Genomic DNA, 20,592 nt, shown 5'->3' on the forward strand with positions numbered 1-20,592 from the left:
GGTCAACGCACCGACACGCTCTCCTTCAGGTTCTTCAGCAGCGGCGACAGGAAGAATTCGATGATGCGTCGTTCGCCCGTCTTCACGTCCACGGTCACCGCCATGCCGGGGCGCATGGGCAGCGTCCGGCCGTCGCGCGCGAGGGCGAGGGCGTCGGTCTCGATCCAGGCGCGGTAGTAGAGGCCCTGCTGGTTGTCGGTTTCGGCGTCCGGGCTGATCCAGGTCAGGCGCCCGGGCAGGACGCCGTACTGCATGAACGGGAAGGCGTCGACCTTGACCTCGACCGGTTGGCCGACCTTGACGAAGCCGGCGTCCTGGTTGGCGACCCGGATCTCGACGATGAGGGGCACGTCGCGCGGCACGATGGTGACCACGTCCTGCTTGGGCGAGACGACTTCGCCCAGGGAGGTGATGTTGACCGCCTGGACGGTGCCGGCGACCGGGGCGCGCAGACGCTGCGCGGCGAGTTCGTGGGCGACCTTGACCTGGCTTTCCGCGAGGGCATATTGCTGTTGACGGGCGTTCTCCACCTGGTCGAACAGGCGCACGCGGCGTTCGGCGTCCAGGCGCGCCAGGTCGGCGCGCGCCGAAGCGAGGTGGGCCCGTACCGCCGCCACCCGGCCGCGCTGGCTGGCCAGGTCGCCGTGCCGGGCCAGGCGGTCGCGTTCCTCGCGCAGGTAGTCGTTGCGGGCCAGGGCGCCGAGGTCCGCGAGGGCCTTGGCGTCGGCGACCTGGCTGTCGGCGATGGCGACGGCGTTGGCCAGGTTGGCCAGCATGGCTTCGCCCGCGGCCAGGTCGGCCTCGGCCTCGCGCACGGCGGCGCGGGCGATCGCGACCTGGTTGCGGTGGGCGTCCAGCTCGGCCTGCCAGAGGCCGCGTTCGCCGGCGTCGGCGAGCCCGGCGTCCGGGGCGCGGCCGGCCAGCTGCCCGGCCAGGCGGCGCTGCCTGGCCTCGTTCAGCTCGAGGTTGCCGGCCACCGCGGCCTGGCTGGCGTCGAGCGCCTCGGTGTCGAGTTCCACCAGGGTGTCGCCGGCGCGCACCTGCTGCCCGGCCTGCACGCGGATCGCCTTGACGACGCCCAGTTCGAGCGGTTGCACCACCTGCAGGCGGCCGTTCGGGATGAAGCGCCCGGCCGCCGTGGCGACCACGCTGACGCGGCCGAGCCAGCTCCACAGGAGGGCGAGCGAGAGCAGGGCCAGGAGGGCCCAGAGCACCATGCGCTTGTGCGGCGACGGCGGCGTGTCCTGGATCTCCAGCAGGGGCGGCAGGAAGTCCTGTTCGAGCCGGCGCAGTTCGCGCACCCGGGCCGCCTCGCGGCCCTCGAGCAGGGCCCGGCGCAGGTGTTCCAGGCGGGCGGCGAGGCGCTTCCGCAAGGTGGTCACGATTGGCCGTCCTCGCGGAACAGGGCGGCGTAGGCGCCGTCCATGGCCATCAGCGCGTCATGGCTGCCGCGCTCCACGACCCGGCCCTCGTCCATGACCAGGATGACGTCGGCATGGCGCACGGCGGACAGGCGGTGCGCCACCATGAACACCGTGCGGCCGTCAGAGATGCGGCCCAGGTTGGCCTGGATGATGCGCTCGGAGCGGTAGTCGAGGGCGCTGGTGGCCTCGTCGAAGATCAGGATGCGCGGGTTGGTGAGCAGGGCGCGGGCGATGGCGATGCGCTGGCGCTGGCCGCCCGAGAGGGCGGCGCCGCGCTCGCCGACCACGGTGTCGTAGCCGTCCGGCAGGTTGGTGATGAACTCGTCGGCGCCGGCCAGGGCGGCGGCCTCGCGCACGCGTTCCATGGCGATGTCCGGGATGTGGATGGCGATGTTCTCCCGGATGGTGCCGTTGAACAGGTAGTTCTCCTGCAGGACCACGCCGATCTGGCGGCGCAGCCAGACCGGGTCCAGTTCCTTGAGGTCGATGCCGTCGAGCAGGATGGCGCCGGCGTCCGGCAGGTACAGGCGCTGCAGCAGCTTGGCCAGGGTGCTCTTGCCCGAGCCGCTGCGGCCGACGATGCCGACGAAGGTCCCGGGTGCCACGTCCGCGTCGACGTCGCGCACCACCGGCGGGGCGTCGTGGCGGTAGCCGAAGCGCACGCCCTGCAGGGTGACCCGGCCGCGCAGGGGTGGCAGGTTGCTGCGGGCGGTGTTCAGGATCGGCTCGGCCGGCGTGTTCATGAGGTCGCCCAGGCGCTGGATGGACACGCCGACCTGCTGGAAATGCTGCCAGGTCTGCACCATGCGCAGGACCGGCCCGGTGACCTGGCCGGCGATCATCTGGAAGGCGATCAGCTGGCCGACCGTGATGCGCCCGTCCAGGGCCAGGTGGACGCCGTACCAGAGCAGGGTCAGGGTGATCAGGCGCTGCACCGCCTGGCCCAGGGAACCGACCACGCCGGCGAGCAGGTCGGTCCGGTAGGAGGCCATGACGTAGCGTGCCAGGAGGCCTTCCCAGCGCCGGTACATCTGGTTCTCCAGGGCGAGTGCCTTGACGGTCAGGATGCCGGTGATCGTCTCGACCAGGAAGGACTGGTATTCGGCGCCGCGGTCGAAGCGGTCCGACAGCCGCTTGCGCAGGGTCGGGAAGGCGGCCAGGGAGAGCCCGGCCAGGAGCGGCAGGGTGCCGAGCAGGACCAGGGTCAGCTCGACGCTGTAGAACAGCATGACGACGATGAACACGCCCAGGAACAGGACGTCGATCAGGGCCACCATGCTGGACCCGGTTAGGAACTGGCGGATGCTCTCCAGCTCGCGCACCCGGGCCACGGTGTCGCCGACCCGGCGTTCCTCGAAATAGCGCAACGGGATGCGCAGCAGGTGGTTGAACAGGCGCGCGCCCAGAGTGACGTCGATGCGGTTGGTGGTGTGGGTGAGCAGCTGGGTCTTGAGGACGTTCAATATGCCCTCGAACACCACCACCATGAGCATGCCGATGCCCAGCACGTTGAGCGTCGACAGGGAACGGTGCACCAGGACCTTGTCGATGACCAACTGGGTGAACAGCGGCGTCGACAGGGCGAAGAGCTGGATCACGAAGGCCGCCAGGGCGACTTCGACGAGCACCTTGCGGTATTTCTTCACCACCGGCAGGAACCAGGCCAGGCCGAAGCGCCGGTTCGGGTCGTCCCAGCTCAGCTTGGGCCGCAGGAGGACCAGGCGGCCGGTCCAGATGGCCTCGAACTGGGCCTGGGTGGCGACCAGCGGCTGGCCCTTGCGCGGCTCGACCAGGACGACGCGGTCCGCCTCGACCCGGGCCACGACCAGGAAGTCGCCGTTGGCCAGTTCGGCCAGTACCGGGAAGGTCTGGCGTTGCAGGTCGGCCCAGGCGAAACGCGCCGCGCGCGCCTTGAACTCGCGCCGGCGGGCGATGAGCAGGAGGTCGGCAATGCCGGCCGGACGTTGCTCGAAGCCTTCGGCCAGGGCCAGCAGTTCGGGGTCGCAGGGGCGCTGGTGGAAGGCCGACACCAGGCAGAAGGCGTAGATGCCCGAGTGGGCACGCCGCGCCTGGCTGTCCCGGGGCTTCTCCTGCGTCGTTGTCGAAGGTCCTGCGGGCGGGGCGAGGTGCCCCGCGATGGCGGCGTCAACTGCCAAGACGTCCCCCGTTGCCGGCGTCCAGGGACGGCGCCTCGAACAGGCAGTATTTGCGCATCTTCTCCCACAGCACCTTGCGGCTGATGCCCAGGGCGGTGGCGGTCACCTGGCGGCGCCAGCCGTGGTTTTCCAGATGGGCCAGGATGCGGTCGCGCTCGGCCTCCTCGCGGGCCGACCAGCTGCGCGCCGGCGCGGTATCGGCGCCCGGCGGGTGGTGCAGCATGGCCGTCAGCAGGTCGGCGTTCCAGCCGCCGGTGGCCTGGCAGGTGATGGCGACCCGTTCCGCCAGGTTGATCAGTTCGCGGACGTTGCCCTGAAAATGGCAGCGCTCGACCGCGTCGAGCAGCCATTCCGGGACGTTGCCCAGGCGATAGCCGTTGCGCTCGGCCAGGCGCCGGAGGATGGTCTCGAAGATCGCGCGTTTGTCCTCGGGGCCGCGTTCGTCGAGGCTGGGCAGGCGGAACACCAGGACCGCCACCCGGTAGTAGAGATCGGTACGGAAGCCGCCCTGGGCGGCCATCCGGCGCAGGTCGCGGTTGGTCGCGGCGACCAGGCGGAAATCGACCTGGACCGGTGTGCGCGAGCCGAGCCGGGTGACCGTGCGCTGTTCCAGCACCCGCAGCAGCTTGACCTGCTGGTGCAGGGGCAGTTCGCCGAGTTCGTCGAGGAACAGGGTGCCGCCGTGGGCCTGCTCGAGGTAGCCGGCGTGGTCGGTCACCGCGCCGGTGAATGCGCCCTTGGTGTAGCCGAAGAACTCCGACTCGAACAGGCCGTCCGGGATGGCGCCGCAGTTGACCGAGACGAAGGGCCCGCGCCAGCGCGTCGCATGGCCCTGGTGCAGGGCCCGGGCGATGGACTCCTTGCCGGTGCCGGTGTCGCCCAGGATCAGGGCGTTGGCGTCGCAGTTCGAATACAGCACGACGTCGCGCAGCAGATCGCGCATCTGCTGCGAGCGCGCGACAATGCCGCGCACGGCGATATCGCTCGCCGGCGTGCTCGCGGCGAGCGTCAGTTGTTGTGGTGATGCCATGCTGCCTCCCGTTCAAGTGCCCCGGTGTGTCGGCGACAGGCACCGGGCGGCACGCCAACCCGGCCGCGCGGGTCGCCGGCCGTCGTATTCCGGGCAGCCCTACGCAAGCCGCGTGCCAGCCTGGCCGGTTAGCATTTATCTGCAAGATTTATCATTTTGGTGATTATAAAGAGCATATTTTTCACTTCAATTCCGGTGCCGCACGGCACCCTTGTCGTGAAAAAGTGACGCATATTTTTGTTTTGCCAGGGAAATTGCGCAGGAAGGCCGGTTTATCGTGTCGGCAAAATACGACATGATCAGTAACATACTAATTTATATGATTTATTTCTATTTATTGCTTCTTGTTGGCGAAAAAACCAATATATGAAAAAATATCGCGCCGACATGCCGGTCGTGTCCGGTGGCTATATTTATTAATCAAACGGGGATGTAAGCGGCACGATGGTCCGGGTTTCATTTCGTCAGAGCATGTTGGCGGGCTTCGTGTTGATTTCGCTACTCCTCGGCGGTGCCGCCGCGCGCGGCTGGCTGCTGGTCGAACAGTTCGTCCGGGAGAGCCGCCAGGGCGGCGAAAAATCGCTCCAAATCAGCAAACTCACGCAGGAGCTCGCGGCCCGCACGGTGGACATCGAGCGCAACGCCCGGCAATACCGGGTGCTCCACGACAGTCACCTGCTTGACCGGCTGGACGTCAACCTGAGCCAGTCCTATGCCACCATCGAGCGCATGCAAGGCCTCTCCGGCACCTCCCTGGCGCCCTTGCCGGCGGACTGGCGCCGCGCCTCGGCGGAGTTGCGCGACCGCCTCGGCCGCGGCATCGGCGAGGTCGACCTGATCCGGTTGCTGATGCGCCTGCGCGAGGTGAACGAAAGCCTCGGCGGCTGGGGCAAACGCTGGATCGACGACCAGAACGCCACTTTGTTCGCCCGCCTGGACGTCAGCGGACGCCATTTCGCCTGGCAGTTCCTGGCCGCCGTATCGGTCAGCCTGGCGGTGACGCTGGTGCTCGGCTGGTGGCTCGGGCGGCCGGTGTTGCGCCTGGAACAGGCCATCGGGCGCTTGGGCGAGAACCGGCTGGACGTGCCCGTCGTGGTCAGGGGGCCGGACGACCTGAACCGGCTCGGCCGCCGCCTGGAGTGGCTGCGCCTGCGCCTCGCGGAACTGGAGGCCGGGCGCGAGCAATCCTTGCGTCATGTCTCGCATGAGCTGAAGACGCCGTTGACCGCCTTGCGCGAGGGGGTCGCCCTGCTTCAGGAGCGTGTGTTCGGGCAGTTGGAGGGGGAGCAGCAGGAGGTCGTCGACATCCTGCAGCACAACGTGCTCCAGCTGCAGCGCCAGATCGAGAGCCTGCTCGCCCTCAACGCGGTGGCCCACGACGCCCACCGGCTGCGCTATCGGCCCGTCGCGGTGGCCGAGATGGTGCGTGCGGCGGTCGCCCAGCGGGACCTGCAGATCCAGGCGCGCAACGTGACGGTCACCGTGGACGGCGATGCCGGCACGGCCTATCTGGATGAGGAGAAGATGCTGGTGGTGCTGGACAACCTGCTTTCCAACGCGCTGGATTTCAGTCCCCAGGGCGGTACCGTGCGCGTCGTGCTCGGGCACGACCGGGGCCGGGTGCTGATCGACGTCGTCGACGCCGGCCCCGGGGTCGACGCCGAGGACGCCGAACGCATCTTCATGCCGTTCGTGCGCGGCCGGCGCTCCGCCCCCGTGCCTCGCCAGGGCAGCGGCGTCGGCCTGTCCATCGTCCAGGAACTGGTGCAGGCCATGGCGGGCCGGGTCGAGTTGCGGGCCAGCCAGCGCGGCGCCCATTTCCGCGTCGAGGTGCCGGATGAACGCTGACCGTCCGGCCCGCCTCCTCGCCACCCTGGCCATGCTCCTCGTGCTCACCCTGTCGGGTTGCGCGGAGTTGCGCCAGCGCCTGACCGCCGGCAGCCGCGTGCCGGCGGCGGCCGAGCCGGCGGCCAGTGCGCGCAACGACGCCGCCGTCGCGGACCTGCTCCACTACCACCGCCAGTTGCAGGGCCTGTCGGCCCAGGACCTGGAATGGGAACGCCTGTTCCTGTCCGGCGAGCCGCATTTCCCGGACAACCGCGTCCGCCTCGCCATGGCCTACGGCCAGGCGCGCGGCGCGGCCAACATGGAGCGCGCGCTCGCCCTGCTCGACGAGATCCTGAAATCCGACCGGCCGCCGGCACTGGCCCTGCATCCGCTGGCCGATCTGCTCAGCGACCATTACCAGGACTACATGAAGAACGCCATGGTCTACGACAAGCTCGTCCAGGAGGTGGGCCGCCTCGGCCAGCAGGTCCGGACCGACCAGGTCCGCGCCGAACAACTCCAGCTCAAGCTGGACGCCATCGCCAACATCGAGCACTCGTTGCCGATGCGGCCGGGCATGGCGACCACGCGCCGATGACGGCGGATATGGCGGGACGGGGTGGCCATGTCCTCGCGGTCGACGACGACGAGGATTTGCTGCGCTTGCTGGCCATGCGCCTGAAGGCCTGGGGCTTCCGGGTCACCACGGCCTCGTCGGCCGAGGAGGCCTTGAGCAAGATCGCGGTCGAGCCCCCCCAGGTGGTGGTCAGCGACGTGCGCCTGCCGGGCAAGGACGGGCTTGCCCTGTTCGAAGAGGTGCGCATCGCCCGGCCGGCCCTGCCGGTCATCCTGCTCACCGCCCACGGCTCCATCCCGGATGCCGTCCAGGCGACCTCGCGCGGGGTGTTCGGCTACCTGACCAAGCCGTTCGACAGCCGGGTGTTGCTCGACAAGATCGAGCAGGCCTTGCAACTGTCCACGGCGCCGGCCGGCACCGACGACAAGGCCTGGTGCGCCGGCATCGTGTTCCGCAGCACGCGCATGGCCGACCTCCTCAACGAGGCGCGCATGGTCGCCGCCTCGGACGCCAGCGTGCTGATCCGGGGCGAGAGCGGCACCGGCAAGGAGATGCTGGCGCGTGCCATCCACCTGGCCAGCCCGCGGGCGCGCGCCCCTTTCGTGGCCATCAACTGCGGCGCCATCCCCGAGCCGCTCCTGGAGAGCGAGCTGTTCGGCCACGTGAAGGGCGCCTTCACCGGCGCCGACGCCGCCCGCTCGGGCCTGTTCCAGGCCGCCGACGGCGGCACCCTGTTTCTCGACGAGATCGGCGACATGCCCCTGGCGCTCCAGGTCAAGCTCTTGCGCGTACTCCAGGAACGGGCGGTCCGCCCGCTCGGCGCGCTGCGCGCCGAGCCGGTCGACGTGCGCGTCCTCTCGGCCACCCACCGCGACCTCGAGTCGGCCATGGCGGGCGGGCAGTTCCGGGAAGACCTGTATTACCGCCTGGACGTGGTCACCCTGGTCCTGCCCAGACTGGACGAGCGGCGCGAGGACATCCCGGTGCTGGCCGCCCATTTTGTCCACCAGGTGGCGGGCAAGTATGGCAAGCATGTCAGCGGCTTCGCCCCGGAGGCGCTGGAGGCGCTGGCGACCGCCGCCTGGCCGGGCAACGTGCGCCAGTTGTACAACGTCGTCGAGCAGTGCTGCGCCCTGACCGCGACGCCCCTGATCCCGCTCGCCCTGGCCCAGCGCGCGCTCCGGGTGCCGACCATGGAGGCGCTCAGCTATGCCGAGGCCAAGCAGCGTTTCGAGCGCAACTACCTGGTCCAGCTGCTCAAGCTGACCAACGGCAACGTCGCCGAGGCGGCCCGCATCGCCGACCGCAACCGCACCGAGTTCTACCGCCTGCTGCAGAAGTACAACCTGATGCCGGCCATGTTCCGCGCCGACGGCGAGGCGCCGGCCGGCAAGCCGGGCTGAGCGCGGCGCCGGGCGCGGCGCGGCCGTCGACCGCCCGGCCGCACCTCAGTCGGTAACCAGCCCGCCCTGCTTGAGCATGACCTTGATCAGCTCGGCGTCCTGGCCGTGGCTGACCCCGTACTGGTCGTACAGGTCGACGTTCTGCAGGACGATGCGCTGGTCCTCCGCGGCGGCGTCATAGGTGCCGCCGGTGAAACCGCCGGTGGAGCTGACCCGGATCACCGTATTGCCGGCGCCGTCGGTGGTCACGTCCAGGTACTGGTCCAGGTTGCCGTAGTCGTCGGCGCCGTGCGTCTCCCCTTGCAGCAGGTCGGCCAGGTTGAGCACGTCGCCGTCGGCCTTGCCGAAGTCGGTGACGACGTCCTCGGCCGGGCTGCCCGCGCTGCCCGGGTCGGCCAGGCGCCAGGTGAAGGTGTCGCTGCCCAGGCCGCCCTCGAGCAGGTCGTTGCCGGCGCCGCCTTCGAGCTTGTCGTCGCCGGCACCGCCGATCAGCCAGTCGCGGTCGCCGCCGCCGTACAGGCGGTCGTTGCCGCCGTTACCGACCAGGACGTCGTTGCCTTCGTAGGCGCGGATCGTGTCGATGCCGTCGCCGCCGATCAGGATGTTGTCGAGGCCGTCGCCCTTGGCGTCGAGTTCGTAGTCGGCCACGATGGTGACTTGGCCGGTGTCGGACTGGGTGCTGTCGACGTAGGTGGTGCCGGTGTAGCTGAAGGCGCCGGTGCCGATCATGCTCACCGGGGCGGTCACGGCGCCGGCGTTGTGGAGGGCCCCGTTGACGCTGGTCACCGTGATCGGGTCGCCGTTCTTGTCGCTGTCGTTCCAGAGCAGCCAGGCGTCCTGGATGGTGACCTGGTGGTTGCTGTAGTAGTCCATCGCCACGTAGACCGCATCGTCGCGCACCAGGGGTGCCGGGTCGGCATAGGCGAAGTTGAAGGTCAGGCTGCTCGACGCGCTGTCGCCGTCGTTGTCCGTGATCGTGTAGAGGAACTCGGCCAGCAGCACGTCCGGGTCGTTGTGGGTGTAGACGTAGTCGCCGTCGTCCATGTCGACGGTCAGGGTGCCGGCGTCCGTGGTCAGGGTGAGGCGGTTGGTCGCGGCGTCGAACTGCCAGGCCGTGGCCGCGCCGGCGCTCGCCGTCACGGCGTTGCCGTCGAAGCTGAACACCTCGCCCTGGTAGCTCAGGCTGCCGACCCGGCCGCCGTCCGCGCCCAGGGTGCCGCCGGCCAGCAGGTTGCCGGTCGAGGTGTATTTGACGGTCGAGGCCAGCACGGAGCTGAAGTCGTTCATGTCGTGCACCTCGATGGCGGGCTGCTCGGTCTCGGCCAGGCCGTTGTAGCCGACCGGGTCGAGCGCGGTCTTGCTGACCCCGGTGCCCATGCCGATCGAGAAGGCGTTGATGTCGTTGTCCTTGAGGAACTGTACCCAGGTCGCCCGCTCGGCGTCCTGGATGCCATCGTCGGAATTCAGCCCGTCGCCGTACGGGGTGACGCCCAGGGTCGCCAGGTTGCTGTTGTTGTAGTTCGGATAGCCGTCGGACAGGAAGTAGGCGACGTTCTGGGCGTCGGCGAGCTTGCCCGGGTTGTCGTAGGCGTCCATGGCGGCCGCCAGCGCGGCGTCGTAGTTGGTCCAGCCGCCGGCCCCCAGGTTGGCCAGGAAGGCCTTGGCCTGGTCGACGGTCAGCCATACCCCGCCCTGGTTGCCATAGTTCTGGACGTAGGCGGTGTCGTAGAAATAGGCGATGTTGACCATCACGTCGCCCATGCTGTCGTACTGCTCGAGCAATTCGTATATCCCCGCCACCGCGGCTTCCATGCGGGTCAGGTTGGTCATCCCGCTCGGGTCGCCCATCGAGCCCGAGGTGTCGAGGACGATCAGCAGGTTGGTGTTGATCGGCTGCACGCCGGCGTCGACGGAGATGGGCTGGGCGGAGGGGGAGTCGTCGAGGATGTTGACGTTGAGGGAGGAGGCGGCGGAATCGCCGTCGACGTCGGAGACGGAGACGGCGATCTGGTCGACGTAATGGTCGCCGTCGGCGCCGGCCTGGCTGTCGTTGTCGACCGGGTGGGTGAGGGTGTACTGGTAGCTGAGGGAGCCGCCCTGGCCGTCGCCGCTGTAGCCGGTCAGGACCAGGGTGCCGTAGTCGGTGTCGAGGCTGATGGGATAGGTGGCGCTGTTGGTGAGCTGGGCGACGGTCAACTCGGTGCCGGCGATGGTGACGGTGTCGATGCCGTCGAGGGCCTCGAGGGTGAAGCTGCCGGACTTGACCAGGGCGGCGGCATCGGGGGCGCTGCCATTGGCGAGGGCGCTCTCGCTGACGGTGAAGTCGCCGTCGCTGGCGCCGAGGCCGGTGAAGGTGACGCCGTCGTCGGTCCCGTGGATGGTGACGGTGAGGGTGGCGCTGTCGTCGACCGTGCCGTCGGTCATGGTGTAGGCGAAGCTCTCGGTCAGGGTCTGGCCTTCGCCCAGGGCCTGGACGCGCCGGTCGCTGTTGTCGAGGGCATAGGCATAGGCCCCGGTGTCGGCATCCCAGGTCAGGGTGCCGTAGGTCCCTTGCAGGGTGCCGCTGGTATCGACCGTGCCGCCATGCTGGAAGCTGAGCACGTCGAGGTTGTCGCCGTCGGCGTCGGTGTCGTTGGCGAGGACGTTGCCGGTGGCCGGCTGGCTGGCATCCTCATCGATGTCGGCACTGTCGTCATGGGCGACCGGGGCGTCGTTGACGGCCCTGACCTCGAGGGTGATGTCGGCGGAGTCGTAGCCGCCCTGGCCGTCGGAGACGGTGTACGGGATGACCAGGAGGTGGCTGGCGTCGTTGTTGTAGTCGTCGGCGGGGTCGAACTTGACCTGGCCGTCGGCGGTCAGGCTGACGGTGCCGGCGAACTGGCCGGAGACGGGGTCGTAGACCGCGCTCGGGGCATAGGCCTCGGGATGGTCGGGATCGACGGCCTGGCCGTTCAGGCTGGTGATGGCGAGCTGGTCGTGCGGGGTATCCGGATCGACGTCGTTGGCGAGCGGGTCGAAGGTGCTGGTGACGTCCTCGTCGAGGGTGATGGCGTCATCCTTGGCGACGGGCGGATCGTTGACCGAATCGACGGTGAGGTTGACGGTGGCGGAGTCGGTCAGGCCGCCCGGGTCGGAGACCGTGTAGGTGAAGCTCTGGGTACCGTTGTAGTCGGCCGCCGGGGTGAAGCTGAAGTCGCCGTTCTCGTTGATCACCAGGGTGCCGTGGTCGAGCGGCACGGTCGCCGTGCCGGTACTGAAGTCGAAGATCAGGTATTGGCCGTTGACCTGGGTGATGCGCAGCTCGGAGAGGCTGTTGTCGACGTCGGAATCCTGGCCGCCGGCGGCGGCGCCGTTGTCGTCGTCGGTGATGACGTTGCCGGAGAGGACGGTGTCCTCGGGGGTGGTGTAGTGGTTGGCGACGGCGTCGGGGGCGTCGTTGACGGGGTTGACGTCGAAGGTGAAGGTGTTGGGGACGTTGTCGTAGGCGCCGGCGCTGTCCTGGACGGAGAAGGTGAAGCTGGCGTAGGGGGTGCCGTTCTCGTTGGTGTCGGGGAGATAGGAGAGCTTGCCGGCGGCGATGTCGTCGGCGCTGATGACCTGGCCGGCGACGACGGCCTGACCGTCGAGGAAGAGGGTGCCGTGGTCGGGCAGGGTATCGATGCGGACGGCATAGAAGGCCTGTCCGGCATCGGGATCGGAGAAGCCGAAGTCGCCGGACTGGACGACGTAGGGGGTGTCCTCGTCGGTGGTACGGGTGACGTCGGTGCCGTCCGGGGGGGTGTTGTCGCCGACGGTGACGGTGACGGTGGCGGTATCGGAGAGGCCGTCGGGGTCGGAGAGGGTGTAGGTGATGAGGACGGGCCCGGAGACGTTGCTGGCGGGGGTGAAGAGGAGGCTGCCGTCGGGGTTGACGGAGACGGTGCCCTGGCTGGGATCGGCGAGGACGGGGTTGGAGACGGTGAGCTGGTCGCGGGTGTTGTCGGGGTCGCTGTCGTTGGCCTTGACGTCGATGTCGACGGCGGTGTTGATGGGGGTGCTGGCGACGTCGTCGACGGCGTTGGGGGCGTCGTTGACGGGGTTGACGGTGACGTAGACGGTGGCCGGGACGGGGGTGGTGCCGTCGGAGATGGTGTAGGTGAAGCTGGTATCGCCGAAGTAGTTGGCCTCGGGGGTGAAGGTGATGGTGCCGTCGGCATTGAGGGTGGCGATGCCGTGGCTGACGGAGACGGAGTCACCGGGCTGGACGGAGGTGCCGGCGATCTTGACGATGGTGAGGGGATCGCCGTCGACGTCGGAATCGTTGGCGAGGACGGCGATGGTGACGGCGGTGTCCTCGTTGGTGGTGGCGTGGTCGTCGCCGGCGACGGGGGTGTCGTCGCCGCCGATCATCTGGATGTTGAGGTTGGCGGAGTCGGTGCCGCCGTGGCCGTCGGAGACGAAGTAGGTGAAGGTCGGGACGGGGCCGTCGTAGTCCTTGGCGGGGCTGAAGGTGTAGCGGCCGTCGGCGGCGAGGGTGAAGGTGCCGATGCCGGTGAGGGTGACGGTGTCGCCGGGCAGGTAGCTGTCGCTGCCGACCGAGAAGCCGGTGACGGCGAGGCTGTCGCCGTCGGGATCGGTGTCGTTGTCGAGGACGTTGCCGGTGAGGACGGTGTCCTCGAGCAGCGTCACGTTGTCGTCGTTGGCGGTCGGGGCGTCGTTGACCGGGCGGACCTCGAGGGTGATGTCGGCGGAGTCGGAGCCGCCCTGGCCGTCGGAGACGGTGTAGGGGATGACCAGGAGGTGGCTGGCATCGTTGTTGTAGTCGTCGGCGGGGTCGAACTTGACCTGGCCGTCGGCGGTCAGGCTGACGGTGCCGGCGAACTGGCCGGAGACGGGGTCGTAGACGGCGCTCGGGGCATAGGCCTCGGGATGGTCGGGATCGACGGCCTGGCCGTTCAGGCTGGTGATGGCGAGTTGGTCGTGCGGGGTATCCGGATCGACGTCGTTGGCGAGCGGGTCGAAGGTGCTGGTGACGTCCTCGTCGAGGGTGATGGCGTCATCCTTGGCGACGGGCGGATCGTTGACCGAATCGACGGTGAGGTTGACGGTGGCGGAGTCGGTCAGGCCGCCCGGGTCGGAGACCGTGTAGGTGAAGCTCTGGGTACCGTTGTAGTCGGCCGCCGGGGTGAAGCTGAAGTCGCCGTTCTCGCTGATCACCAGGGTGCCGTGGGCGAGCGCGACCGTGGCCGTGCCGGAGTTGAAGACCAGATCCTCGCCGTTGACCTGGGTGATGCGGAGTTCGGAGAGGCTGTTGTCGACGTCGGAATCCTGGCCGCCGGCGGCGGAGCCGTTGTCGTCGTCGGTGATGACGTTGCCGGAGAGGACGGTGTCCTCGGGGGTGGTGTAGTGGTTGGCGACGGCGTTGGGGGCGTCGTTGACGGGGTTGACGTCGAAGGTGAAGGTGTTGGGGACGTCGTCGTAGGCGCCGGCGCTGTCCTGGACGGAGAAGGTGAAGCTGGCGTAGGGGGTGCCGTTCTCGTTGGTGTCGGGGAGATAGGAGAGCTTGCCGGCGGCGATGTCGTCGGCGCTGATGACCTGGCCGGCGACGACGGCCTGACCGTCGAGGAAGAGGGTGCCGTGGTCGGGCAGGGTATCGATGCGGACGGCATAGAAGGCCTGTCCGGCATCGGGATCGGAGAAGCCGAAGTCGCCGGACTGGACGACGTAGGGGGTGTCCTCGTCGGTGGTACGGGTGACGTCGGTGCCGTCCGGGGGGGTGTTGTCGCCGACGGTGACGGTGACGGTGGCGGTATCGGAGAGGCCGTCGGGGTCGGAGAGGGTGTAGGTGATGAGGACGGGCCCGGAGACGTTGCTGGCGGGGGTGAAGAGGAGGCTGCCGTCGGGGTTGACGGAGACGGTGCCCTGGCTGGGATCGGCGAGGACGGGGTTGGAGACGGTGAGCTGGTCGCGGGTGTTGTCGGGGTCGCTGTCGTTGGCCTTGACGTCGATGTCGACGGCGGTGTTGATGGGGGTGCTGGCGACGTCGTCGACGGCGTTGGGGGCGTCGTTGACGGGGTTGACGGTGACGTAGACGGTGGCCGGGACGGGGGTGGTGCCGTCGGAGATGGTGTAGGTGAAGCTGGTATCGCCGAAGTAGTTGGCCTCGGGGGTGAAGGTGATGGTGCCGTCGGCATTGAGGGTGGCGATGCCGTGGCTGACGGAGACGGAGTCACCGGGCTGGACGGAGGTGCCGGCGATCTTGACGATGGTGAGGGGATCGCCGTCGACGTCGGAATCGTTGGCGAGGACGGCGATGGTGACGGCGGTGTCCTCGTTGGTGGTGGCGTGGTCGTCGCCGGCGACGGGGGTGTCGTCGCCGCCGATCATCTGGATGTTGAGGTTGGCGGAGTCGGTGCCGCCGTGGCCGTCGGAGACGAAGTAGGTGAAGGTCGGGACGGGGCCGTCGTAGTCCTTGGCGGGGCTGAAGGTGTAGCGGCCGTCGGCGGCGAGGGTGAAGGTGCCGATGCCGGTGAGGGTGACGGAGTCGCCGGGCAGGTAGCTGTCGCCGCCGACCGAGAAGCCGGTGACGGCGAGGTTGTCGCCGTCGGGATCGGTGTCGTTGTCGAGGACGTTGCCGGTGAGGACGGTGTCCTCGAGCAGGGTCACGTTGTCGTCGTTGGCGGTCGGGGCCTGGTTCTCGGCCAGGGGCTCGATGAGGTTGCCGCGCAGGTCGGTGACGTTGGCGCCGGCATCGGCGGTGAGGCCGGCATAGCTTTCGCCGGTGACGGATTCGACGATGCGGTCGAGGCGGACGAAGGTATGGCCTTCCTGGGTCTCGCCTCCGGTCAGGCCGGCCGCGGTCTTCTCGAGCAGGTCGTCGATCGGCTTGCCCTGCTCGATGGCCTGGATCAGGCTGTCGAGATCGGCGCTGGAGGCGTTCTGGCCCAGGTCGGTGGTGCCGATGGCGAGGTTGTTGCCGGCATTGTCGGTGTCCGCGAAGAGACCGGCGATGATCTGGTGCACGCCCGGTTCCAGGATCAGCGTGTTGCCGTCCGGATAGGCCAACTCCACCTGCGCTCCCGCCGCCGTCACGACGATCTCGCCGTCCCGTACCGTGTCGCCCAGGTGCAGCTTGTGCAGCTTGCCCCCCTCGTCTCGTACATATGCCTCGCCGCGCAACGCCGTGACAGTCGCTTGGATGTGGCTCGGGCTATGGATGGCCATGTCTGTTTCCCTGTTCGTATGAGGTTATCGCGTGGTCCCGGCGAGCCCGCCGCCCTGCCCGGTGTGCGGGCGCGCGGCGGCCGGCGCCGCCGCGGTGGCGGCCCGCGGGCCGCGGTCGGGGCGCGGCCGACGGGTACCGTGGCGGGTCGGTGTTGGAAAAGAGGACGGGATACCGGGAGTCAACATCCCGTCCTGCCGGCATGACTCAGCCGAGGAGTCCGCCAAGTAAGCCGGTAAACAGGCTGACGAGCGCGCCGACCAGGAGGACGGTGAACAGGACGACCGCCGCGTAGGGCAGCGCCGTCGTCACGGGTGCCGGATGCGGCGTCGGCATCCGGTCGACCGGCCGGCGCTGCCCCCGACTCACCACGCCGGCCTCCCCGCCGTCGCCGCTGAACCGCTTGCGTTCCGTAGGCTCCCTGGTTTCATGGTGCTCGTCCGAAGGCGTCCTACAGGCTGCTGTTGGCGAGCAGGCCGGCCGTGCCCAGGCTGGCCGAGATCGTCCCGCCCAGGCTGGTGGACAGGATGGGCAGCATGTCCGGGACATGGGCGCCGAGATTGGCCATGGCCTCGCCGGCCCCGTTGCCGAGGCCGGTCATCATGCCGGCGATGCCGGCGCCGACACCCGCCGTCAGGCCGCCCAGGGTATAGGCGGCGTAGGCGGACATGATGGCGGTGCCGCCGTCATGGCTGAGCGACTGCTGGACCACCTGCGTGTGGTCCGGGCTGTCGTACGAGCCGATGTAATACATCGTGTAGGTGGATTCGGTGAAGTCGATCGCCGAGCCGGCGACGCTGTTCATGGCGTCGGCGGTGGCGGCGATGGTGCTTTCCTCCAGGGCGGTGACGCCGTCGAAGGCGGTCTGTAGCGTGGTGTTGACCATGGCGGTCATGCCGTCGATCACGCTGTCGACCAGCGTGCCGGCATTGGCCGCGGCGACGTTGCTCAACGCGGCGGCATCGCTTGCGCTGGCCCCGAGTATGGCATTCACGTCAGCCGCGGAAGTGCTGTCGCCGAGCAGGACATCGAGCAATCCCATCTTTGTTTCTCCTTGTTGGTAGTAGGCGGTAACCGTGGCGGCGTTGGCCGGCCCGGCAACCACGCCGCTCCTCCGTCGGCGGGCCGGGCCGGCGCAATCCGCGTCGAGTGGGAGGGGTTTCAGCAAGGGCTGTGCCAGCCCGCGCCGAGGCGGAAAACCGCCCGGCTCGGCTGGGAAATGGGTAACGGCGAGTGGGAAAGCGGGGGATCCGCCGGGATTTTCGTCCCGGACAGGCGAATTCCGGCGGCCGGGCGGCCTGCGGCCCGGCGGGTGTTACGTTACATCCGGAGCCCGTTACGTAACGGCGCGGGCGGACTCAGCGCATGCCCGGCAGCATGCCCTTCATGCCGCGCATCATCTTGGCCATGCCGCCCTTGCCCAGGGATTTCATCATCTTCTGGGCCTGCTCGAACTGGTTGAGCAGGCGGTTGACGTCCTGAACCTGGACGCCGGCGCCGGCGGCGATGCGGCGCTTGCGCGAGGCCTTGAGGAGCTCGGGCTTGCGGCGCTCCTCCGGGGTCATGGCGTTGATGATGCCCTCGACCCGCTTCATCTGCTTCTCGCCCTCGGCCAACTGGTCGGCGCTGGCCTTGCCGGCGCCCGGCAGCTTGTCCATCAGGGTGGACAGGCCGCCCAGCTTCTTCATCTGCTGCATCTGGGCCTTGAAGTCCTCCAGGTCGAAACCCTTGCCGGACTTCAGCTTCTGCACCGTCTTCAGGGCCTCGGCGTGGTCGACCGCCTTGTGCGCCTCCTCGATCAGGGACAGGACGTCGCCCATGCCCAGGATGCGGCTGGCCATGCGCTCGGGGTGGAAGACCTCGATGCCGGTGAGCTTTTCGCCCACGCCGACGACCTTGATGGGCTTGCCGGTGATCTGGCGCACCGACAGGGCGGCGCCGCCGCGGGCGTCGCCGTCCAGCTTGGTGAGCGCCACACCCGTCAGGGGCAGGGCATCGTTGAAGGCCTTGGCGGTGTTGACCGCGTCCTGGCCCTGCATGGCGTCCACCACGAACAGGGTTTCCACCGGGTCCAGGGCCTTATGGAGTTCCTTGATCTCCTCCATCATGGCCTCGTCCACGTGCAGGCGGCCGGCCGTGTCGACGATCAGGACGTCATGGAAGTGGCGCCTGGCGTGGTCGAGGGCGGCACGGGCGATGTCGATCGGCTTCTGGTCCGGCGTCGACGGGAAGAAATCGGCCTCGGCCTGGCCGGCTACCGTCTTCAACTGGTCGATGGCGGCGGGACGGTAGACGTCGGTGGAGACCAGCAACACCTTTTTTTTGCCGCGCTCGCGGATCAGGCGGACCAGCTTGCCGCAGGTGGTGGTCTTGCCGGCGCCCTGCAGGCCGGCCATCAGGAATACCGCCGGCGGCTGGCTGGCGAAGGACAGGGGCGCCGCCTGCTCGCCCATCAGGGCGGCGAGTTCCTTGTGCACGATGCCGATCAGCATCTGGCCCGGGGTGAGGCTTTGCAGGACCTCCTGACCCATGGCCTTGTCCTTGACCTTGGCGATGAACTCGCGCACCACGGGCAGGGCGACGTCCGCCTCCAGGAGGGCGACACGCACCTCGCGCAGGGCGTCCTGGATGTTGGCCTCGGTCAGGCGGCCCTGGCCGCGCAGGTTCTTGACGACCCGGCCAAGTCGTTCGGAGAGATTGTCGAACATACGCTATCGCAATTGAATCGGCTAAACTGGCGCAGTTTATCAAATCGACGACCTGGCCAAGCGCTGACCACGGAATAATGCCTGAAGCCTTACTGTACCTGCTCACCGTTGCCACCTACCTGGGGCTGTCGGCCTACTTCCGTCCCGGCGGCCCGGCCTGTTGCGGCCCGACCGGATGGGGCCGCCTGCTGTTGTTCGTGCCGTTGGCCCTGCACCTCTACCTGCTCGACGAGGTGATCCTGCCCGGTGCCGGCCTGAGCCTCGGCTTCGGCACCTCGTTCTCGGCCGTGGCGGCCTTGACGGTGCTGTTCTACGGCCTCGCCGCCTGGCATTACCCGCTCGCCGGCATGCAGAGCTTCGTCCTGATGTTCGGTGCCTTCGGTGTCCTCCTGCAGGCCGTGATGCCGGGCGGCCGTGTCCTCCCCGACGCCGGCATGCCGCTCTTCAAGGTGCATATGCTGGCGGCCTTCGCGGCCTATGGCCTGTTCGCCGTCGCCGCCCTGCACGCGGCCCTCATCGCCATCGCCGAGAAGCATCTGCATCGGCCGGTCCCGACCCGCATGGTCGCCGGCCTGCCGCCTTTGCTGACGCTGGAGAAACTGCTTTTCCGCATGGTCGAACTGGGTTTCCTGATCCTCACGCTGACCCTGCTGTCCGGTATCTTCTTCTCCGAGTCGATCTACGGCCGGGCCTTCCCGCTCACCCACATGACGGTGTTCGGCATCGCCTCCTGGGCGATCTACGCCGCGTTGTTGTCCGGGCGCCGCATCTACGGCTGGCGCGGCCGTACCGCCATCTTCTGGACCCTGGCCGGTTTCGTGACCCTGCTGCTGTCCTACGTGGGCGTGAAATTCGTCCTCGAGGTGCTGCTCGGGCGGGCTTGACAGGCGGGCCGACGGCCCTAGACTGAAGCGGTGTTCTTCGCCCGGTTTACGGTTTGGACCAGATACCTTTAGGCGTCCTGCTGGCGGCGCTATTCCTGTTGTTGATCCTGTCGGGTTTCTTTTCCGGCTCCGAAACCAGCATGATGGCGGTGAACCGCTATCGGCTGAAAACGCTCGCCAAGGGCAATAACCGCGGCGCCAAGCTGGCTGAATGGCTGTTGGCACGTACCGACAAGCTGCTTTCGGTCATCCTGCTCGGCAACAATCTCGTCAACTCGGCCGCCGCCGCCCTGGTGACCGTGGTGTCGTTCCGGGTCTTCGGCGAGAACGAGATATCGCTCACCCTGGCCACGGTCCTGGTCACCTTTCTTATCCTGGTCTTCTCCGAGGTGACGCCCAAGGTCATCGGCGCCTCCTATCCGGAGCGCATCGTGCCGGTGGTCAGCTACCCGCTCGCCTTGCTGCTCAAGCTGCTCCATCCGGTGATCTGGTTCATCAACCTGTTCGTCCATGGCCAGCTCAGGTTGTTGCGTCTCAAGGTGGTCGAGGAAGGCGGCGGCAACCGCATGGGCGTCGAGGAACTGCGTACGCTCCTGGCCGAGTCGGGCAGTTTCCTGCCGCAGAGCCATCGCAGCATGCTGCTCAACCTGTTCGATCTGGAGAAGCTGACCGTCGACGACGTCATGTTGCCGCGCGGCGAGATCGAGGCGATCGACGTGGATTCGGCCGCGGACGAGACCGTCCAGCATCTCCAGACCAGTCACCACGCGCATCTGCCGGTATACCGCGATGAACTCAACGAGATCGTCGGCATCGTTCACGTGCGTCGCGCCCTGGCCCATATCGGTGCCGACGGATTCGACGCCGAAGCGTTCCGGCAGGGGCTCAAGGCGGCCTATTTCGTACCCTCGGGCACGCCGCTCCTCACCCAGTTGAGCCAGTTCAAGGAGAATCGCCAGTCGCTCGGCCTGGTCGTCGACGAGTACGGCGAACTGCTCGGCCTGATCACCGTCGAGGATGTCCTGGAGGAGATCGTCGGCGAGTTCTCGGGCGTCAATCCCCTGCAGGGGAACGGCTGGGTCGCCGACGAGGAGGGCGGTTATCTGGTCGAGGGCACCATCAGTCTGCGCGACCTCAACCGCAAGCTGGGCCTGGCCTTGCCGCTGGAGGGCGCGCGTACCCTCAACGGCCTGATCATGGAATACCTGGAGGCGATGCCCGAGGCCGGTGTGACGATCAAGGTCGCCGGCTGTACCGTCGAAATCGTCCAGGTGACCGGGCGCAAGGTGAAGACGGCACGGGTACGGCCGGAGAATCGGTCCTGAAGTTTTGACATTTATATGTAGTCTATGCATTATCAAGCGTAGATACTTGTATTCATG

Annotated in this window: 12 protein-coding genes; 5 read left to right on the forward strand and 7 right to left on the reverse strand. The window is 68.1% G+C overall.

All coding sequences use genetic code 11. From position 1 onward, the window contains the following. Positions 1-2: 2 nt before the first annotated feature. Genes EZJ19_RS05285 through EZJ19_RS05295 form a run of 3 tightly spaced genes read right to left on the reverse strand, consistent with a single transcriptional unit; the run spans position 3 to position 4,610 of the window. Positions 3-1,382, reverse strand: coding sequence for an HlyD family type I secretion periplasmic adaptor subunit (locus EZJ19_RS05285; RefSeq protein ID WP_131445249.1), 1,380 nt, complete (start codon positions 1,380-1,382; stop codon positions 3-5). Continuing rightward, complete coding sequence (locus EZJ19_RS05290) at positions 1,379-3,580, reverse strand: peptidase domain-containing ABC transporter (RefSeq protein ID WP_206199320.1); 2,202 nt, start codon at positions 3,578-3,580, stop codon at positions 1,379-1,381. The genes EZJ19_RS05285 and EZJ19_RS05290 overlap by 4 nt, the downstream gene beginning before the upstream one ends. Continuing rightward, entirely contained in the window at positions 3,570-4,610 is a 1,041-nt protein-coding gene (locus EZJ19_RS05295; RefSeq protein ID WP_131445250.1) for a sigma 54-interacting transcriptional regulator, read from the reverse strand. Before EZJ19_RS05295 ends, EZJ19_RS05290 begins: the two co-directional genes overlap by 11 nt. A 486-nt stretch (positions 4,611-5,096) precedes the next feature. Here EZJ19_RS05295 and EZJ19_RS05300 point away from each other — a divergent pair, with 486 nt between their 5' ends. The 3 genes from EZJ19_RS05300 to EZJ19_RS05310 are packed head-to-tail and all read left to right on the forward strand — an operon-like array spanning position 5,097 to position 8,417. After that, positions 5,097-6,458, forward strand: coding sequence for a sensor histidine kinase (locus EZJ19_RS05300; protein ID WP_206199321.1), 1,362 nt, complete (start codon positions 5,097-5,099; stop codon positions 6,456-6,458). After that, complete coding sequence (locus EZJ19_RS05305; RefSeq protein ID WP_131445252.1) at positions 6,448-7,035, forward strand: hypothetical protein; 588 nt, start codon at positions 6,448-6,450, stop codon at positions 7,033-7,035. Before EZJ19_RS05300 ends, EZJ19_RS05305 begins: the two co-directional genes overlap by 11 nt. Positions 7,036-7,043: 8 nt before the next feature. After that, complete coding sequence (locus tag EZJ19_RS05310; protein ID WP_131445328.1) at positions 7,044-8,417, forward strand: sigma 54-interacting transcriptional regulator; 1,374 nt, start codon at positions 7,044-7,046, stop codon at positions 8,415-8,417. A gap of 45 nt (positions 8,418-8,462) precedes the next feature. On the opposite strand, the gene EZJ19_RS05315 is transcribed toward EZJ19_RS05310, so the two are convergent. The 4 genes from EZJ19_RS05315 to ffh all read right to left on the reverse strand — a co-directional run bounded on the left by EZJ19_RS05315 (position 8,463) and on the right by ffh (position 18,326). Further along, the gene (locus EZJ19_RS05315; RefSeq protein ID WP_131445253.1) at positions 8,463-15,620 is read right to left on the reverse strand and encodes a retention module-containing protein; all 7,158 of its coding nucleotides are present in this window, start codon (positions 15,618-15,620) and stop codon (positions 8,463-8,465) included. A gap of 205 nt (positions 15,621-15,825) precedes the next feature. Continuing rightward, the gene (locus EZJ19_RS15770) at positions 15,826-15,990 is read right to left on the reverse strand and encodes a hypothetical protein (protein ID WP_165873470.1); all 165 of its coding nucleotides are present in this window, start codon (positions 15,988-15,990) and stop codon (positions 15,826-15,828) included. A 79-nt stretch (positions 15,991-16,069) separates the two neighbouring features. Beyond that, a complete protein-coding gene (locus tag EZJ19_RS05320; protein WP_131445254.1) occupies positions 16,070-16,660 on the reverse strand; it encodes a hypothetical protein in 591 nt (196 codons plus the stop codon). 316 nt (positions 16,661-16,976) lie between these two features. Beyond that, complete coding sequence (gene ffh / locus EZJ19_RS05325) at positions 16,977-18,326, reverse strand: signal recognition particle protein (protein WP_131445255.1); 1,350 nt, start codon at positions 18,324-18,326, stop codon at positions 16,977-16,979. 77 nt (positions 18,327-18,403) lie between these two features. Between ffh and EZJ19_RS05330 the strand changes: the two genes are divergently transcribed. Continuing rightward, entirely contained in the window at positions 18,404-19,210 is an 807-nt protein-coding gene (locus EZJ19_RS05330; protein WP_131445256.1) for a cytochrome C assembly family protein, read from the forward strand. Between the two features lie 101 nt (positions 19,211-19,311). Beyond that, entirely contained in the window at positions 19,312-20,535 is a 1,224-nt protein-coding gene (locus tag EZJ19_RS05335) for an HlyC/CorC family transporter (protein ID WP_338069411.1), read from the forward strand. Positions 20,536-20,592 lie beyond the last annotated feature (57 nt).

Source organism: Parasulfuritortus cantonensis (genome assembly GCF_004337445.1).
Classification (GTDB): domain Bacteria; phylum Pseudomonadota; class Gammaproteobacteria; order Burkholderiales; family Thiobacillaceae; genus Parasulfuritortus; species Parasulfuritortus cantonensis.

Excerpts from the sequence above, each read along its gene's own strand:
- EZJ19_RS05310 (WP_131445328.1), top strand. The coding sequence starts at position 7,044 with ATGGCGGGACGGGGTGGCCATGTCCTCGCGGTCGACGACGACGAGGAT.
- EZJ19_RS05295 (WP_131445250.1), bottom strand. The coding sequence starts at position 4,610 with ATGGCATCACCACAACAACTGACGCTCGCCGCGAGCACGCCGGCGAGC.
- ffh (WP_131445255.1), bottom strand. The coding sequence starts at position 18,326 with ATGTTCGACAATCTCTCCGAACGACTTGGCCGGGTCGTCAAGAACCTG.
- EZJ19_RS05320 (WP_131445254.1), bottom strand. The coding sequence starts at position 16,660 with ATGGGATTGCTCGATGTCCTGCTCGGCGACAGCACTTCCGCGGCTGAC.
- EZJ19_RS05305 (WP_131445252.1), top strand. The coding sequence starts at position 6,448 with ATGAACGCTGACCGTCCGGCCCGCCTCCTCGCCACCCTGGCCATGCTC.
- EZJ19_RS05315 (WP_131445253.1), bottom strand. The coding sequence starts at position 15,620 with ATGGCCATCCATAGCCCGAGCCACATCCAAGCGACTGTCACGGCGTTG.
- EZJ19_RS05330 (WP_131445256.1), top strand. The coding sequence starts at position 18,404 with ATGCCTGAAGCCTTACTGTACCTGCTCACCGTTGCCACCTACCTGGGG.